Source organism: Pseudomonas sp. WS 5059 (assembly GCF_012985525.1).
GTDB lineage: Bacteria > Pseudomonadota > Gammaproteobacteria > Pseudomonadales > Pseudomonadaceae > Aquipseudomonas.
Map to the genome: position 1 here is coordinate 112,441 of NZ_JAAQWO010000002.1, position 17,043 is coordinate 129,483.

18 protein-coding genes are annotated in these 17,043 nt (G+C 62.0%); 13 read left to right on the top strand and 5 right to left on the bottom strand.

Annotation, left to right across the window (positions count from 1 at the left end; translation table 11 throughout):
- Positions 1–43: 43 nt before the first annotated feature.
- Complete coding sequence (locus HBO12_RS05270; RefSeq protein WP_170041671.1) at positions 44–727, bottom strand: DNA-3-methyladenine glycosylase; 684 nt, start codon at positions 725–727, stop codon at positions 44–46.
- Between the two features lie 177 nt (positions 728–904).
- Between HBO12_RS05270 and HBO12_RS05275 the strand changes: the two genes are divergently transcribed.
- The 13 genes from HBO12_RS05275 (at position 905) to HBO12_RS05335 (ending at position 13,402) form a co-directional block, all read left to right on the top strand.
- Entirely contained in the window at positions 905–2,170 is a 1,266-nt protein-coding gene (locus HBO12_RS05275; protein WP_170041672.1) for a glutamate-5-semialdehyde dehydrogenase, read from the top strand.
- Complete coding sequence (gene nadD / locus HBO12_RS05280; RefSeq protein WP_169866005.1) at positions 2,170–2,814, top strand: nicotinate-nucleotide adenylyltransferase; 645 nt, start codon at positions 2,170–2,172, stop codon at positions 2,812–2,814. Before HBO12_RS05275 ends, nadD begins: the two co-directional genes overlap by 1 nt.
- 70 nt (positions 2,815–2,884) lie before the next feature.
- Positions 2,885–3,379: a ribosome silencing factor gene (rsfS, locus tag HBO12_RS05285; protein WP_032861691.1), complete on the top strand. Its 495-nt coding sequence runs from the start codon at positions 2,885–2,887 to the stop codon at positions 3,377–3,379.
- Positions 3,380–3,388: 9 nt separating this feature from the next.
- Positions 3,389–3,856 (top strand): 23S rRNA (pseudouridine(1915)-N(3))-methyltransferase RlmH, encoded by a 468-nt coding sequence (rlmH, locus tag HBO12_RS05290; protein WP_029292262.1) that lies wholly within the window; start codon positions 3,389–3,391, stop codon positions 3,854–3,856.
- A gap of 15 nt (positions 3,857–3,871) precedes the next feature.
- Positions 3,872–5,767 carry a penicillin-binding protein 2 gene (mrdA, locus tag HBO12_RS05295; RefSeq protein WP_169951222.1) on the top strand — a complete coding sequence of 632 codons (1,896 nt, stop codon included), beginning with the start codon at positions 3,872–3,874 and terminating at the stop codon, positions 5,765–5,767.
- Between the two features lie 31 nt (positions 5,768–5,798).
- Entirely contained in the window at positions 5,799–6,902 is a 1,104-nt protein-coding gene (rodA, locus tag HBO12_RS05300; protein ID WP_169951409.1) for a rod shape-determining protein RodA, read from the top strand.
- Between the two features lie 17 nt (positions 6,903–6,919).
- Complete coding sequence (gene mltB, locus HBO12_RS05305) at positions 6,920–7,930, top strand: lytic murein transglycosylase B (protein ID WP_169951220.1); 1,011 nt, start codon at positions 6,920–6,922, stop codon at positions 7,928–7,930.
- On the top strand, positions 7,930–8,925 hold the full coding sequence (locus tag HBO12_RS05310) for a septal ring lytic transglycosylase RlpA family protein (RefSeq protein WP_169951218.1): 996 nt from the start codon (positions 7,930–7,932) through the stop codon (positions 8,923–8,925). Before mltB ends, HBO12_RS05310 begins: the two co-directional genes overlap by 1 nt.
- Before the next feature lie 183 nt (positions 8,926–9,108).
- Entirely contained in the window at positions 9,109–10,266 is a 1,158-nt protein-coding gene (locus HBO12_RS05315; protein WP_029292257.1) for a D-alanyl-D-alanine carboxypeptidase family protein, read from the top strand.
- 85 nt (positions 10,267–10,351) lie between these two features.
- Entirely contained in the window at positions 10,352–10,627 is a 276-nt protein-coding gene (locus tag HBO12_RS05320; protein ID WP_029292256.1) for a DUF493 domain-containing protein, read from the top strand.
- The gene (gene lipB, locus HBO12_RS05325) at positions 10,627–11,274 is read left to right on the top strand and encodes a lipoyl(octanoyl) transferase LipB (RefSeq protein ID WP_169951215.1); all 648 of its coding nucleotides are present in this window, start codon (positions 10,627–10,629) and stop codon (positions 11,272–11,274) included. Before HBO12_RS05320 ends, lipB begins: the two co-directional genes overlap by 1 nt.
- Positions 11,275–11,299: 25 nt before the next feature.
- Entirely contained in the window at positions 11,300–12,301 is a 1,002-nt protein-coding gene (lipA, locus tag HBO12_RS05330; protein ID WP_162237654.1) for a lipoyl synthase, read from the top strand.
- A 168-nt stretch (positions 12,302–12,469) separates the two neighbouring features.
- Positions 12,470–13,402: a S66 peptidase family protein gene (locus HBO12_RS05335; protein WP_170041673.1), complete on the top strand. Its 933-nt coding sequence runs from the start codon at positions 12,470–12,472 to the stop codon at positions 13,400–13,402.
- 95 nt (positions 13,403–13,497) lie between these two features.
- Here the strand turns inward: HBO12_RS05335 and HBO12_RS05340 are convergent, their stop codons facing one another.
- From HBO12_RS05340 to HBO12_RS05355, 4 genes are all read right to left on the bottom strand, one after another.
- Complete coding sequence (locus HBO12_RS05340; RefSeq protein WP_169951202.1) at positions 13,498–14,823, bottom strand: lytic murein transglycosylase; 1,326 nt, start codon at positions 14,821–14,823, stop codon at positions 13,498–13,500.
- A gap of 61 nt (positions 14,824–14,884) precedes the next feature.
- Positions 14,885–15,049, bottom strand: a complete 165-nt coding sequence (arfA, locus tag HBO12_RS05345; protein WP_056744572.1) for an alternative ribosome rescue factor ArfA — start codon at positions 15,047–15,049, stop codon at positions 14,885–14,887.
- A gap of 235 nt (positions 15,050–15,284) precedes the next feature.
- On the bottom strand, positions 15,285–16,322 hold the full coding sequence (gene holA / locus HBO12_RS05350) for a DNA polymerase III subunit delta (protein ID WP_169951200.1): 1,038 nt from the start codon (positions 16,320–16,322) through the stop codon (positions 15,285–15,287).
- Between the two features lie 39 nt (positions 16,323–16,361).
- Entirely contained in the window at positions 16,362–16,967 is a 606-nt protein-coding gene (locus tag HBO12_RS05355; RefSeq protein ID WP_057960695.1) for an LPS-assembly lipoprotein LptE, read from the bottom strand.
- Positions 16,968–17,043: the final 76 nt, after the last annotated feature.

The window sequence follows — 17,043 nt, forward strand, 5'->3', positions numbered from 1 at the left end:
TGTTGCAGATGCCATTTCCAGCAGGATCGGTTGTTTCAGATATTCAAATCAAAACGTAATCGCGGCCTTCGACCTGACCGCGTCGCAACGGGTTCCGTGTGCAATAGGGCGCGAAGCCAGCATCGACGAAGCGATACATCAAGTGTTCATCCCGCCCACCGGGAATGCCCAGGCGGGTGGTCTGGATAATTTGCGCGGGCGCCACGCCCACATCTTCGACGTACAGCTGCTCCTGGTCGAAGCGCTTGGCGTCCCACATCGGCACCTTCAACCCCAGGGCCTTACACAGCAGGGTTTGTCCGGCGCAGAGCTTGTGGGCCGGGCGCGGGCGGCCGTTGGCGTCGGGGTTGTTGAGGAGCATTTGCGCCAGGCTGGCAGGTCCCGAAACGTCATCTACCCAGGGGTAAGCCGACTTGATCAGCACAGCGTTGCCCGGCCCCTGCGCGCTGAAGTTCAGGGAGTCGCCGCCGCGGGCGTAGTACATATAGATGTGGCCGCCATCCAGAAACAAAGCCTTACGCTTTTCTGTGTAGCCTAAGGACGCATGACTGCCTTTTTCGGCCAGGTAATAGGCTTCGGTTTCAATAATTCGCGCCGACAGCCACAAATCGCCGACCCGATGGCGGATGACTTTGCCCAGCAAATCTTTCGCGAGCGTTTGTGCGTCACGGTCGAAAAAGCCATCAGGCAGGGGGTTGGCGGGGATCTTGGGGGGGGAATTGGACATGACGATGGACGGTTGCACAGGCCAAATGTGACAGGATGATATCAACTTCAGCCTTAATCACCGCTGAACGTCGGGTTTTTACAGTTCATTTCGACCATCCGCCCCTCACCGCTGTCCGTAGGACGGCGCGACAGCTATAATCTGCCGCTTTCCTCTTTGCCAAGACCCCACCAGACCATGACTGAGTCCGTTCTTGACTACATGACCCGCCTGGGTCGCGCTGCCCGTCAGGCCTCGCGGTTGATCGCCCGTGCGAGCACCGCGCAGAAGAACCGTGCCCTGCTGGCCGCCGCCGACGCTCTGGATGCCGCGCGCTCCGAGCTGACCGCCGCCAACGAGGTGGACCTGGCCAACGGCCGGGCCAATGGTCTGGAGCCGGCATTGCTGGATCGCCTGGCGCTGACGCCGGCACGTATCGACGACATGATCGAAGGCCTGCGCCAGGTAGCCAAGCTGCCTGACCCCATCGGTGAAATCCGCGATATGCGCTACCTGCCCTCAGGTATCCAGGTCGGCAAGATGCGCGTGCCCCTGGGCGTGATCGGCATCATCTATGAGTCGCGTCCCAACGTGACCATCGACGCCGCGAGCCTGTGCCTGAAGTCCGGCAACGCCACCATCCTGCGTGGCGGCTCCGAGGCCATCCATTCCAACCGCGCCATCGCCGCCTGCATCCAGCAAGGCCTGGCCGTGGCCGAGTTGCCGGCTGAAGTGGTGCAAGTGGTGGAAACCACCGACCGCGCCGCCGTCGGGGCGTTGATCACCATGCCGGAATATGTCGACGTGATCGTGCCGCGCGGCGGCAAGAGCCTGATCGAACGTGTCAGCCGTGATGCCAAGGTGCCAGTTATCAAGCACCTTGATGGCGTCTGCCATGTATTTATCGACGTGGCGGCCGATCTCGACAAGGCGATCCGCATTGCCGATAACGCCAAGACCCACCGCTACGCACCGTGCAACACCATGGAAACCCTGTTGGTCCACGCCGGCATTGCCGAGCGCGTGTTGCCGCCGCTGGCTGCAATCTACCGTGACAAGGGCGTGGAACTGCGGGGTTGCGAGCGTACCCGGGCATTGCTGGGCAGCGACGTGATCGAAGCCACCGAGCAGGACTGGTACACCGAATACACGGCACCGATCCTGTCGATTCGTATCGTCGATGACCTGGACCAGGCCATCGAGCACATCAATACCTACGGCTCCAAGCATACCGACGCCATTGTTTCCGAGCATTTCAGCGATGCCCGGCGTTTTCTCACCGAAGTGGACTCCGCTTCGGTGATGATCAACGCCTCGACGCGTTTTGCCGACGGCTTCGAGTACGGCCTGGGGGCGGAGATTGGGATTTCCACTGATAAGCTGCATGCCCGTGGCCCGGTTGGCCTGGAAGGCCTGACGAGTGAGAAGTACGTGGTCTTTGGCGACGGTCATGTGCGCACTTGATGGGTAAACGCATCGGGCTGCTCGGCGGTACCTTCGACCCCGTGCACATCGGCCATCTGCGCAGTGCCCTGGAAGTGGCGGATACCCTCGGGCTGCAAGAGCTGCGGCTGATCCCCAATGCCCGGCCGCCGCACCGGGACACGCCGCAGGTCAGCGCGCAGGAGCGCCTGGCGATGGTGCAGTGCGCGGTGGCCGGGATTGCCCCGCTGGTGGTGGACGACCGCGAGCTCAAGCGCGATAAACCGTCCTACACTATCGACACCCTGGAACAGACGCGGGCCGAGTTGGCCGCCGATGACCAGTTGTTTCTGCTTTTGGGCTGGGACGCATTTTGCGCACTGCCCACTTGGCATCGCTGGGAAGAGTTGCTCCAGCATTGCCACATCCTGGTTTTGCAACGCCCGGATGCCGACAGCGAACCGCCGGATGCCTTGCGCAACCTGCTGGCAGCGCGGTCGGTAAGTGACCCACAGGCCCTGACCGGGCCGAGCGGGAATATTGCATTCGTCTGGCAGACCCCGCTTGCGGTGTCCGCCACCCAGATCCGTCAACTGCTGGCCAGCGGTAAGTCGGTACGTTTCCTGGTGCCTGACGCGGTCCTGGCCTACATCGATGCGCACGGGCTTTACCGTGCGTCGAACTGAAAAGGCGCGCTTGAAGGCACGAATAGTCGTGTATTGAAGCGCCCGAACTAATGAGCAAAACGAGTTTTATATGACGAACAAAGACGTAAGCAAAGTTAAGCGCAAAGGCACGTTCAAGAGCGCACCGTTGCCGGTAGAAGCCCTGCTGGTCCCGGCTCCTGAAGGTGAAGCGCTGGTAGCGCTGGCTGTAGCCGCCCTGGAAGACGTGAAGGCCCAGGACATCCAGGTCCTGGACGTGCGCGACAAGCAAAGCATCACCGACTTCATGATCATCGCCACCGGTACCTCCAACCGCCAGATCGGCGCGATGCTGGACAAGGTGCGCGAAGCCGTCAAAGCCCAGGGCGTCAAGCCACTGGGTGAAGAAGGCAAGGGCGACAGCGACTGGGTGCTGGCTGACCTGGACACCGTGATCGTCCACATGATGACCAGCAACGCTCGCCAGTTCTACGACCTGGAGCGCCTGTGGAAAGGCGCCGAGCAGAGCCGTGCCGCCGATGGCAAGCACCACAGCCCTGAAGTCGGTCACGCGCACTTCGACAAGCTCAACAAAGACCAGGAATAAGGAACGGCTGTGCGCCTGCGTCTGATTGCTGTCGGTTCACGCATGCCCAAGTGGGTGGAAGAAGGCTGGCATGAATATGCCAAGCGTCTGCCATCCGAACTGGCGCTGGAGCTGGTGGAAATACCCCTCAACACCCGGGGCAAGAACGCCGATGTGGCGCGCTTTATCCGTCAGGAGGGCGAGGCGATGCTGGCCAAGGTCGGTGCCAACGAGCGCATCGTCACCCTTGAGGTGCACGGCAAACCCTGGAGCACCGAGCAGTTGGCGGTGGAACTGGATCGCTGGCGCCTGGATTCGCGCACGGTCAACTTCATGGTCGGCGGCCCCGAGGGGCTGGCGCCGGAAGTCTGCGCGCGGGCCGATCAGCGCTGGTCGCTGTCGCCCCTGACGTTGCCCCATCCGCTGGTGCGGATTCTGATTGGTGAACAGCTGTATCGCGCCTGGACAGTCCTGTCCGGGCACCCTTACCACAAATAGTCTGCGCCCTGCCTGATGACCCAGCCGATCCGCATCAAGGACCACGAGAAAGACGCACGTCTTGTACGCGCGCGCGTGATCTTTGGCGCGATCGCGGTGGTGGCGTTGATGTGTGTGTTGATCGCCCGCCTGTATTACCTACAGGTGATCCAGTACGAGTATCACTCCACGTTGTCGGAAAACAACCGGGTGCATGTGCAGCCGATTCCGCCGACCCGTGGCCTGATTTTCGACCGCAATGGCGTGGTGATCGCCGATAACCGGCCCAGTTTCAGCCTGAGCATGACCCGCGAACGTTCCGGTGACTGGCAGCAGGTCCTCGATGTGATTGTCGAGGTGCTGCAACTGACGCCGGAAGACCGGGTGATCTTCGAGAAACGCATGAAGCAGGGGCGGCGCCCGTTTGAACCGGTGCCGATCCTGTTTGAGCTGACCGAAGAGCAGATCGCCAGGATCGCGGTGAACCAGTTCCGTTTGCCGGGGGTGGAAGTGGTGGCGCAGCTGGTGCGCCATTACCCGCAAGGGGCGCACTTTGCCCACTCGGTCGGTTATATGGGGCGGATCAACGAAAAAGAGCTGAAAACCCTCGATCCGGTCAATTACAGCGGCACCCACCATATCGGCAAGACCGGCATCGAGCGTTTCTACGAGCCGGAACTGCACGGCCAGGTGGGTTACGAGGAGGTCGAGACCAACGCCCGTGGCCGTGTGCTGCGGGTGCTCAAGCGCACCGACCCGATTCCCGGCAAAGACATTGTCCTGAGCCTGGATATCAAGCTGCAGGAGGCCGCGGAAATGGCCCTCGGTGGCCGTCGTGGCGCGGTGGTGGCGCTGGATCCGAACACCGGCGAGGTGCTGGCGATGGTCAGCCAGCCGAGTTTCGACCCCAACCTGTTTGTCACCGGGATCAGCTTCAAGGCTTATGCCGAGCTGCGTGATTCCATCGACCGGCCGTTGTTCAACCGGGTGCTGCGCGGCCTGTATCCGCCAGGCTCGACCATCAAGCCGGCGGTGGCGATTGCCGGCCTGGATGCGGGGGTTGTCACTGCTTCCAGCCGGGTTTTCGACCCGGGTTACTACATGTTGCCCAACTACGATCACAAGTACCGTAACTGGAACCGCACCGGTGACGGCTATGTGGACCTGGATACGGCGATCATGCGATCCAACGACACCTACTTCTATGACCTGGCCCACAAGCTGGGGATCGATCGTTTATCGACCTACATGGGCAAGTTCGGCCTCGGTCAGAAAGTGTCCCTGGACATGTTTGAAGAATCCCCAGGCTTGATGCCTTCCCGCGAGTGGAAGCGCGCTACCCGGCGCCAGGCCTGGTTCCCGGGGGAAACCCTGATCCTGGGGATCGGCCAGGGCTATATGCAGGCCACGCCCTTGCAGCTGGCCCAGGCTACGGCGCTGGTCGCCAGCAAGGGCAAGTGGATCCGCCCGCACCTGGCCAAGACCATCGAGGGTGAGAAACCGGTGGATGAAAACCCGATCCCGGACATCGTCCTGCGTGATTCTTCCGACTGGACCAAGGTCAACCATGGTATGCAGCAAGTGATGCACGGCGCGCGCGGTACTGCGCGCAAGGCCGCTGCTGGCGCGCAATACCGGATCGCCGGCAAGAGCGGTACCGCCCAGGTAGTGGCGATCAAGCAGGGCGAGAAATACGACCGCTCCAAGGTTCAGGAACGCCATCGCGACCACGCCTTGTTTGTCGGTTTTGCCCCGGCCGACAACCCGAAAATCACCGTGGCGGTGATGGTCGAGAACGGCGAGTCCGGTTCCGGCGTGGCCGCCCCGGTGGTGCGCCAGATCATGGACGCCTGGTTGCTGGACCAGGACGGCAAGCTCAGGCCTGAGTTTGCCAACCCTTCAAGCGCGGAGGCTACGGCCCGTGAAGAGTAATTTCGACCGCATTCTCTCCAGTGAGGATGTGATGCGTCGCCGCGCCACCTTGTTGCAGCGCATGCACATTGATGGCCCGTTGCTGATCCTGCTGCTGACCCTGGCGGCCGGCAGCCTGTTCGTACTGTATTCGGCCAGTGGCAAGAACTGGGACCTGCTGATCAAGCAAGCGTCGTCGTTCGGCCTGGGCCTGTTGTCGATGGTGGTCATTGCCCAGCTGGAGCCGCGTTTCATGGCGCGCTGGGTGCCGCTGGGATACGTCGCAGGCGTGCTGCTGCTGGTGGTGGTGGACGTCATGGGGCATAACGCCATGGGCGCCACCCGCTGGATCAATATCCCGGGGGTGATTCGCTTCCAGCCGTCGGAATTCATGAAGATCCTGATGCCGGCGACCATCGCCTGGTACCTGGCCAAGCGCACCTTGCCGCCCCAGCTCAAGCACGTAGGCATCAGCCTGATCCTGATCGGCATTCCGTTCATCCTGATCGTGCGCCAGCCCGACCTCGGCACCGGCCTGCTGATTCTCGCCGGCGGTGCGTTCGTGCTGTTCATGGGCGGCCTGCGCTGGCGCTGGATCATCAGCGTGCTGGTGGCAGCCGTGCCGGTGGCCGTCGCCATGTGGTTCTTCTTCATGCACGATTATCAGAAGCAGCGGGTCTTGACCTTCCTCGATCCCGAGAGCGATCCGTTGGGCACCGGTTGGAACATCATCCAGTCCAAGGCGGCCATCGGTTCCGGCGGCGTGTTTGGCAAGGGCTGGTTGCTGGGCACCCAGTCGCACCTGGACTTCCTGCCGGAAAGCCACACTGACTTTATCATCGCGGTGATGGGCGAGGAGTTCGGCCTGGTGGGCATTTGCGCACTGCTGCTGATCTACTTGCTGTTGATCGGGCGTGGCCTGGTGATTACCGCGCAAGCGCAGACGTTGTTCGGCAAATTGCTCGCCGGTGCGCTGACAATGACTTTTTTTGTTTACGTTTTCGTCAACATCGGTATGGTCAGTGGCCTGCTGCCGGTGGTTGGGGTGCCGTTGCCGTTCATTAGCTACGGCGGAACTTCGCTGGTGACATTACTGTCAGCGTTTGGGGTTTTGATGTCGATCCATACCCATCGCAAGTGGATCGCACAGGTTTGAATAAGGTGAAGATGTCAATGCAAGCAATGCGCGGCTGGGCTGCTCGATATGCGTCCTGCCTGGGCTTGTTGGGCGCCTTTGGCGCTGCACAGCCAGCCCTGGCCGGCGATTACGACGGCTCGCCCCAGGTCGCCGAATTTGTCGGTGAGATGACGCGTGACTATGGTTTCGCCGGCGAACAACTGATGGGCGTGTTCCGCGAGGCGCAGCGCAAGCAGGCGATACTCGACGCCATTTCCCGCCCCGCCGAACGCGTCAAGCAGTGGAAGGACTATCGCCCGATGTTCCTCACCGACGCCCGGGTGGCGCGGGGTGTGGATTTCTGGCGGCAGCACGAGGCCGTGCTGGCCCGTGCCGAGCAGGAATATGGCGTACCGGCCCAGGTGATCGTCTCGATCATCGGCGTTGAAACCTTTTACGGGCGCAATACCGGCAGTTACCGGGTGATCGACGCCTTGTCGACCCTGGGCTTCGATTACCCGCCCCGCGCCGAATTCTTCCGCAAGGAACTGCGTGAGTTCCTGCTGCTGGCCCGTGAAGAGCAGGTCGACCCGCTGACCCTCAAAGGCTCCTACGCCGGGGCCATGGGCCTGCCGCAGTTCATGCCCAGCAGCTTTCGTGCCTACGCCGTGGATTTTGACGGTGATGGCCATATCAACATCTGGAGCAACCCCGATGATGCCATCGGCAGCGTTGCCAGCTACTTCAAGCGTCATGGCTGGGTGGCTGGCGAGCCGGTGGTGATCCGCGCCGATGTCACGGGCGATCGCGCCGATGAAGGCCTGACCCAGGGCATCGAGCCGGTGAAAACCGTCGGGGAGTTGCGGGCGCTGGGCTGGTCAAGTCATGATGCGCTGCGCGATGATATGCCGGTTACTGCCTTCCGCCTGGAAGGTGCAGACGGCCCGGAATACTGGATGGGCCTGAAGAATTTTTACGCAATCACGCGTTATAACCGCAGTGTGATGTACGCCATGGCCGTGCATCAGCTGTCAGACATGCTGGTTCAAGCACGGGGCGTCAAGTAATGCGGGTATCGCCGATCAATAAACCGCTCAAGCTGGTGGCGCTGGCCGCATTGTCCTTGCTGGTTGTCAGTTGCTCCACCAGCCGCGCGCCGGCGCAGAAGGCCAGTGGCCCGGTAGTCCGCGCGCAGCCGGGGCTGGATATCAACCGGGCCCACAAGGACGGCGCGCCGTGGTGGGACGTCGATGTCTCGCGCATCCCGGATGCCACGCCGACCCTGCATACCGGCAACTATAAAGCCAACCCCTACACGGTGCTGGGCAAGACCTACTTCCCGCTGCAAGAGTCCAAGAACTACGTGCAGTCGGGCACCGCATCCTGGTACGGCACCAAGTTCCACGGCCAGAACACCGCCAACGGCGAAGTGTATGACCTGTATGGCATGAGCGCGGCGCACAAGACCCTGCCGCTGCCGGCCTACGTACGGGTGACCAACCTGGACAACAACCGCGTGGTAATCCTGCGGGTCAACGACCGCGGGCCGTTCTACTCCGACCGAATTATCGACTTGTCCTACGCTGCCGCGAAAAAACTCGGCTATGCCGAAACCGGCACGGCGCGGGTCAAGGTCGAAGGCATCGATCCGGCCCAGTACTGGGCCCAGCGCGGCAAGCCAGCGCCGTTGATGCTCAACGAGCCACAAAGCGCACAACCGCAGATCACCGCTTCGGCGGGCAAGGTCGAGCAGTGGACGCCGCCGCCCCAGCAGCACGCCGCGCCAGTCGTGGCGGTGCCACAGGCGGCGCCGGGCAATGCAGCGGGCGGGCAGTACCTGCAAGTCGGCGCTTTCGCCAACCCGGATGCGGCAGAACTGTTAAGGTCCAAGCTCAGCGGGATGGTCAGCGCGCCAGTGTTTATCAGCTCCATCGTGCGTAACCAGCAGACCCTGCACCGGGTACGCCTGGGCCCCATCGGCTCGGCGGGCGAGATTGCCCAGGTGCAGAACAGCGTGCGACTGGCCAACCTGGGTCAGCCCAGCGTGGTCAGCGCCGAATAAGCAGTAGCGGATCTGGGGTGCTGGCGCGTTTGCGTGCCGGGGCCCTGGTTGCAGGCTCGTCGAATAATAAAAACCCGAAGGCAAGGGTTGAGCTGGCAACTGAATACGCGACAGCCTGGCAACGGGCTGTCTGAATAGTTTTGCCCGCGAGGGCAAGTTTCCATAAGCAATTTCGAGAGACGGATGAACATCACCACCTTAGCCAAACGCCTGTGCCTGCTTGTCCCGCTGATCATCGCGCCCGCTGCCTGGGCCGTCGAAATGATGCCAGCGCCACCGCAACTGGCTGCCAAGTCCTACGTGCTCATGGATGCCGCAAGCGGCAACGTGCTGGTCGAAAACAACGGTGACCAGCGCCTGCCGCCGGCCAGCCTGACCAAGCTGATGACCGCCTACATCGCGACCCTGGAAATCCGTCGCGGCCAGATCGGTGAAAACGATCCGGTGACCGTCAGCGAAAACGCCTGGCGTACCGGCGGTTCGCGGATGTTCATCAAGGTCGGCTCCCAGGTGACTGTCAGCGACCTGCTGCACGGCATCATCATCCAGTCCGGTAACGACGCCAGCGTCGCCCTGGCCGAGCATATTGCCGGCAGCGAAGATGCATTCGCCGACATGATGAACAAAACCGTGACTGACCTGGGCATGACCAACAGCCACTTCATGAACCCGACCGGCCTGCCAAACCCAGACCACTACTCGTCGGCCCATGACATGGCGATCCTGGCCCGCGCGATCATTCGCGTCGACCCGGTGCACTACGCCATCTACTCCCAGAAAGAATTCTTCTGGAACAACATCAAGCAGCCTAACCGCAACCTGTTGCTGTGGCGCGACAAGACCGTCGATGGCCTGAAAACCGGCCACACCGACGAGGCCGGCTACTGCATGGTGTCTTCGGCTGTGCGTGATGGCCAACGCTTGATCGCCGTGGTGTTCGGCACCAACAGCGAGCAGGCCCGTGCGGCTGAAACCCAGAAGCTGCTGACCTACGGTTTCCGCTTCTTCGAAACCCAGACCTTCTACCAGAAGGGCGCTGAGCTGGCCCAGGCTCCTGTGTGGAAAGGCACCGAGCGTCAAGTCAAGGCCGGCCTGGCTGACGACCTGACCCTGACCATGCCTAAAGGCCAGCTGAAGAAACTGGCTGCCAGCATGACCATGAACCCGCAACTGACCGCGCCTATCGCCAAGGGCGATGTGATCGGTAAAGTCGAAGTGAAGCTGGACGACAAAGTCGTACACAGCGCCGATCTGATCGCACTCGACGCCGTTGAGGAAGGTGGTATCTTCCGCCGCGTGTGGGATAGCATCCGTCTATTCTTCTACGGCTTGTTCAACTGATTGTGTGCACCCGCAAAGCCCTGCGTTGATCCGACGCGGGGCTTTGCTCGTCGCCACGGCTTACCGCTTACGAGGCCGTTACGCCATGACCGATAAAGAAGTAAAGGCGCCAAAGATCGAATTCCCGGTGACGGACTATCCCGTCAAGGTGATCAGCGATACCGGTGTGGGCAACAAAGACAAGATCCTCGAGATCATGCGTAAACACGCAACGATCAACGACAACCGTGTGGATGAGCGCTTGAGCACCAACGGTAAGTACACCACGATCCAGTTGCACATCGTAGCGACCGGTCAAGACCAGCTTTACGACATCAACAGCGAACTGCGAGCCACCGGTTTCGTACATATGGTGTTGTGATGTCACAGGTCCTGGGCTTTCGCGAGCTCGGCCAGATGGCGTACGAGCCTGTCTGGCACGCCATGCAGCGCTTTACCAATGAGCGCGGCAGCTCGGCTCCCGACGAAATCTGGCTGGTGGAGCACCCGCCGGTATTCACCCAGGGCCAGGCTGGCAAGGCCGAGCATCTACTACTTCCGGGTGATATTGCGGTGGTGCAGGTCGACCGGGGTGGTCAAGTGACTTACCATGGGCCCGGACAACTGGTGGCTTACTTGCTGCTGGATGTGCGCAAGCTGGGTTATGGCGTGCGTGAGCTGGTCAGTCGCATGGAGAACTGCCTGATCGAGCTGCTGGCCAGTTACGGTGTGACTGCCGCGGCCAAGCCCGATGCTCCAGGTGTGTATGTCAACGGCGCGAAAATCGCCTCCCTGGGCCTGCGTATTCGTCATGGCTGTTCCTTTCATGGCCTGGCCCTGAACGTGGACATGGACCTGGCGCCGTTTCTCCGGATCAATCCCTGTGGTTACGCCGGTTTGGCCATGACCCAGTTGAGCGATCACGCAACACCCATAGAATTTGCCGAGGTAAGTGCCCGGCTGCGCGCGCAGCTCGTCAAACACCTCGACTATGCTGAGCAGACGACCCTGACGGGCGGAATCGACTGATATGACTACTGATGTTGTGCAAACCATGATCCCGACGCTGGACATTACCGACCGTCCGGCCCCGGCTCCGCGTGCCAAGGTGGAAGCCGGCGTCAAGCTGCGCGGCGCCGAGAAGGTTGCACGCATCCCGGTGAAGATCATTCCGACCACCGAACTGCCGAAAAAGCCCGACTGGATTCGCGTGCGCATCCCGGTCTCGCCGGAAGTCGACCGTATCAAGGCGCTGCTGCGCAAACACAAACTGCACAGCGTGTGCGAAGAAGCCTCCTGCCCGAACCTGGGCGAGTGCTTCTCTGGCGGCACCGCGACCTTCATGATCATGGGTGACATCTGCACCCGTCGCTGCCCGTTCTGCGACGTTGGCCATGGCCGGCCCAAGCCACTGGACGTCAACGAGCCAGAAAGCCTGGCCATCGCCATTGCCGACCTGAAACTCAAGTACGTGGTGATCACCTCGGTTGACCGCGATGACCTGCGCGACGGCGGTGCCCAGCACTTTGCCGACTGCATCCGTGAAATCCGCAAATTGTCGCCGAATGTGATGCTCGAGACCCTGGTCCCGGACTACCGTGGCCGCATGGACGTCGCCCTGGAAATCACCGCCGCCGAGCCGCCAGATGTGTTCAACCACAACCTGGAAACCGTGCCACGCCTGTACAAGGCCGCGCGCCCGGGTTCGGACTACCAGTGGTCGCTGACCCTGCTGCAGAAATTCAAGCAGATGATGCCGCACATCCCCACCAAGTCCGGCCTGATGCTGGGCCTGGGCGAAACCGACGAAGAAGTCATCGAAGTCATGAAGCGCATGCGCGAACACGACATCGACATGCTGACCCTCGGTCAGTACCTGCAACCGTCGCGCAGCCACTTGCCGGTGCAGCGTTTCGTGCACCCGGACACCTTTGCCTGGTTTGCCGAAGAAGGTTACAAGATGGGCTTCAAGAACGTCGCCTCGGGCCCGCTGGTGCGTTCGTCGTACCACGCCGACGAGCAGGCCAAGCTGGTCAAGGCTAGCCTGGTTTCCTGAGCCTTGGCGCCCATCTGTCTGGATGGGTGTGTATGGAGCTGGCTTGTGTGGGAGCGGGCTTGCCCGCGATAGCATCGCCTCGGTGCAACTGATACACCGAGGCGTCTGCATCGCGGGCAAGCCCGCTCCCACAGTTCGTTGCGCTGTACAGAATAGGGAGAACCAAGGATGACTGACCCGCTTGCCACCGCCGTACCCGCCCTGCGCGCCGAAGGCGTGATCGGCCTCATCGCTCCCGCCGGTCCCGCCGCGCTGGATGTTGAAAAGGCCGGGCAATGGATGCGCGCCCGTGGCTACGAGCTGCGGATCTTCTCGGGGGTGTATGAGCGCGATGGCTACCTGGCCGGCAGCGATAAAGTCCGCCTGCGTGACCTGCATGCGGCCTTTGCCGACCCCGAGATCGACGCCATCTTCTGCCTGCGCGGCGGCTACGGCACCCCACGCTTGCTCGACAGCGTGGATTTCGCGCTGCTGGCGGCCAATCCCAAGCCCTTCGTCGGCTACAGCGATATCACCGCGCTGCACTTGGCGATCAGTCGCTACGCCGGCTTCGTGACTTTCCACGGCCCGATGCTGAATGCCGACCTGCTCGGTGACAAGCAACAACCCACCGAATCATCACTGTTCAGCCTGCTGCGTGGGCGGCTGGGCGCTGGCAGTGTGCTGGCGCACCCAGTGGCGTACCCGTTGACCACCGTTGAGCCTGGCATCGCCTGTGGGCGCCTGTTGGGGGGCAACCTGTCGATGATCGCGGCCGTGATGGGCACGCCCTTTGAGCTTGATGCCGACGGCATCATTCTGTTTATCGAGGACGTCAACGAGCCGATCTACCGCATCGACCGCCTGCTGACGCACTTGCGCCTGGCGGGCAAGCTGGCGCAGGTGCGCGGTGTGCTGGTGGGGGATGTGGCTGGAGTTGATAGCGTGGCGCTGGAGCGGTTGTTGAAGCAGACCTTCGAGCCGTTGTGCATCCCGGTCCTGTCCGGCTGGCGCAGTGGTCATTGCGACCCGAACCTGACCTTGCCGATGGGTGCGGTGGTGCGCCTGGATGCGGGGGAACAGCGGCTGGTGCTGGAGCAGGATGTGGTGTGTAGGCTCTGAGTGTTTTGCCGCCTGTCAGCACGCTATCGCGAGCAAGCTGGCTCCCACAGGGAATTGCATTCCAAATGTGGGAGCGGCAGTCGCCCTACGCCGATCTAGCGGCTACGCAACGACTCCAACAACTTCACTGTCGGATACCCATCCGCCGGCCAGCCCAACGACTGCTGCGCCGCCCGAATCGCCTTGCGCGTATTGGCGCCGATAATCCCGTCCGGGTTGCCAGCCTCATAGCCCTTGGCACTCAACACCGTCTGCAATTCGATACGCTGGGAGCGGGTCAGCGGCAGTTCGTCCGTTGGCCAATCCCCGCGAATCACCCCGCCACCGCCAAAGCGCTCGGACAACAGGCCGACCGCCAGGGCGTAGGACGACGAGTTGTTGTACTTGAGGATTGCGCGGAAGTTATCCAGCACCAGGAACGCCGGGCCGCGATGGCCGGCCGGCAGCAGCAGGGCGGCCGATAGCGTTTCTACGTTGGGTGGCACGCTGGCCCCGGCCGGCACCTGCAGCCCGAGTTTCATCCACTCGCCGACCGGCTTGCGCACTGCACCATCCGCCAGGGCATAGTCGAAGTTCGCCGGCAATTGCCGCACCTCAAAGCCCCACGGTTGGCCTTTCTGCCAGCCCGAGCTTTGCAGGTAGTGCGCGGTGGAGGCGAGGGCGTCGGCCGAGCTGTTCCAGATGTCGCGGCGACCGTCGCCATCGAAGTCCACCGCGTGGGTGTTGTAGGTGGTCGGTATGAATTGGGTCTGGCCCATGGCGCCGGCCCAGGAACCGCGCATCTGTTCGGCCGGGATATCACCGTGCTGGATGATTTGCAGCGCAGCCAGCAACTGCGCCTGGGCGAATGCCGGGCGACGGCCTTCGTAGGCCAGGGTCGCCAGGGAGCGGATCACCGAGTTATTGCCCTGGAACGAACCGAAGTTGCTTTCCATGCCCCACACCGAGACCAGTACCTGGCGATCGACACCGTAGCGCTGCTCGATGCTTTGCAGGATATCGGCGTGCTTGACCAGCAGGGCCTGGCCGTTGCGCACACGCAGCGGCGACAGGGCGCCGTTGAGGTATTCCCATACCGGGCGGGAAAACTCCGGTTGGCTGCGGTCGGCACGGATGACCGCCATGTCAGGAGTGACGTTGGCGAATGCCGTGTCGAATACTGCAGGGGTGATACCGGCTTTCAGCGCTTCGACGCGAAAACCTGCCTGCCATTGGGCAAAGGTCTGGGTCGGCTGGATATCGAGATTGCTCACGGCCAGGGGCGCAACTACGGCGGGTGCGGCAACCGGTGCGGTCTGGAGCGTGGGCAGGGGCTGAGCGTCGGCGGCGGTGGGTTTTTCGGCGCAGGCGACTAACAGGATCAGGCTGGAGGCAGCAATCAATTGGCGAAGGTGCCAACGACGGGAAAGACTAGAGGGCATGCACAGGTCCAGGAAATACGAATCAGGTGCAGACCTTATCATGCCAGAGGGGCGCTTGCCTTCAGGCAGCCAGAAAGTAAGAAGCCTCCCAGCTATTAGACTGGAAGGCTTCGCGGCGGTAGCTGCCTTTGCCTTTGCCGGCGGGTTCCTGGCGACTGCGGAACAACGGCTGGGCGATGATGGATTTGGCCTTGTTGGGGCCATGCTTGGATGGCTTTTTGCTCATGATCGGGACTCTCCGATGGGGTGGGTGATGCGGTGCGAATCATCTGCCGAAGTTTGGCTGCTGTCCAGCCCGGCGCGATGTAGGAAATATCAAAGACCTGAATACGGCGACGATCAAACCTGTAGGAGCTGGCTTGCCAGCGATGCAAGCACCTCGGTATGTCAGTCACACCGTGATGATGCCATCGCTGGCAAGCCAGCTCCTACATTGGATTTGTGGTGTTTGGGCGAGCGTGCTATTCGGCTGGCAGTGCCAGGCGCTGGCCGGACATCAGCAGCGACAAACGGCTCAAGCTCATCCACGGCGACCCAGCCGCCTGGCCCTTGATCTGCGCATCGATGCGCTGGGCTTCGAGCAACAGTTGCGCCCAGCGTTGCGCCGAGTGCCGTTGCAGGGCCTTGCTCATCAGGGGCTTGCGCTTGTCCCATACCGGCGGGCGGGCTTGGCTGAAAGCCTTGTCCAGCGGCGTACCCTGGCTGTATTGCAGGGCGATATTGGCCAGCAAGCGCAACTCCCGCGCCAGGGCCCAGAGAATCACCGGCGGCTCGACCCCTTCACCGCGCAGCCCTTCGAGCATGCGCAAGGCATGGGCCGCGTCGCCATTGAGGATCGCATCCACCAGCCCGAACACGTCAAAACGCGCGCTGTCGGCCACCGCGCCTTGCACTGTCTCGACGGTGATCTGGCCACCTTCGGCCATCAGCTTGAGCTTTTCGATTTCCTGGGCGGCGGCCAGCAAGTTGCCTTCAACCCGGGCGGCGATCAACTCGACCGCGTCCTGGCTGGCAGACAACCCGGCTTGGGACAGGCGTTGGCGAATCCATTGTGGCAACTGATTGCTGTCGACTGGCCAGATCTGGATGAACTGGGTTTGCGCCCCTTCCACCAGGGCCTTACCCCATTTGGTCTTCTGCGCACTGCCATCGAGCTTGGGCAGGCTGATCAGCAACAGCGTGTCCTCGGCGGGGCGGGCGCAATATTCCATCAGGGCCGCCGCGCCTTTGTCGCCGGGCTTGCCCGAGGGCAGGCGCAGCTCCAGCAGGCGTTTTTCGGCAAACAGCGACATGCTCGCCCCGGCCTGGAGCAGGGTGCCCCAGTCGAAGCTGGCATCGGCGCTGAACACCTGGCGTTCATCAAAGCCTTGCTGGCGCGCAGCCTGGCGGATGGTGTCGGCAGCTTCCTGGCACAACAGCGGATCATCGCCACTGACGATGTACACAGGCGCGAGGTTGCCTTGCAGGTGTTTGGCGAGTTGGGCGGGGGCGAGTTTCATAGGCTGGATGGACGGGGCGCATGACGCGCCCCGCCTGGTTTACTCGGCAGGGACTTCAACAGGCGATTGCTTGGGAATGCTGTTTTCGTAGTCCTGCGCGGCTTTCAGCGCCTCGGCATCTGCCTTGGCCTTGGCGTCGGCAGTCTGTTGCAAAGCGTCGAGCTGGGCCGGGCTGATCATTTGCAGGCGCAGGACCATACGCTGGACCAGGTCACGGCGCATTTCATTGCGCACCTGATTGACCTCAGTGTCGGAACCCACCAGGTTGTTGCCGTCATGCGTCACGACTTTCTGCACTTGCAGCTTGTCGCTGATCAGCGGCAATTGGTCGTGGCCCTGGATCTGGAACATGAGCACGCTACTCAACTCGATATCCGAAGACCGGCCGGCACTGGCGTAGCTGAGGTTACGCTGGGTCTCTTTCTCGTCGATCAGTACCAGCTTGTAAGCCGCACCGTTATAGACTTTGACGCCGCTGTTTTCCAGGGTTTGGCGCAGCTGGGTCACGGTTTCGCCATAGGCGTTGCGCGCGCTGACATCCAGTTCCTTGATCGCCAGTTCCGTGGTGCCAGTGCCGCGCAGCTGGAAGCCGCAAGCGCTCAGCAGTACGGCAAGGCCCATAACCAGCAGGTTGCGTTTGATCATTTTGTTGCTCCCCTTGAAACCATGTGGGCCTTATCGAGGCCCTGGAGGTTTTGTTCGGCGCCGGGGCTCTTGCCCT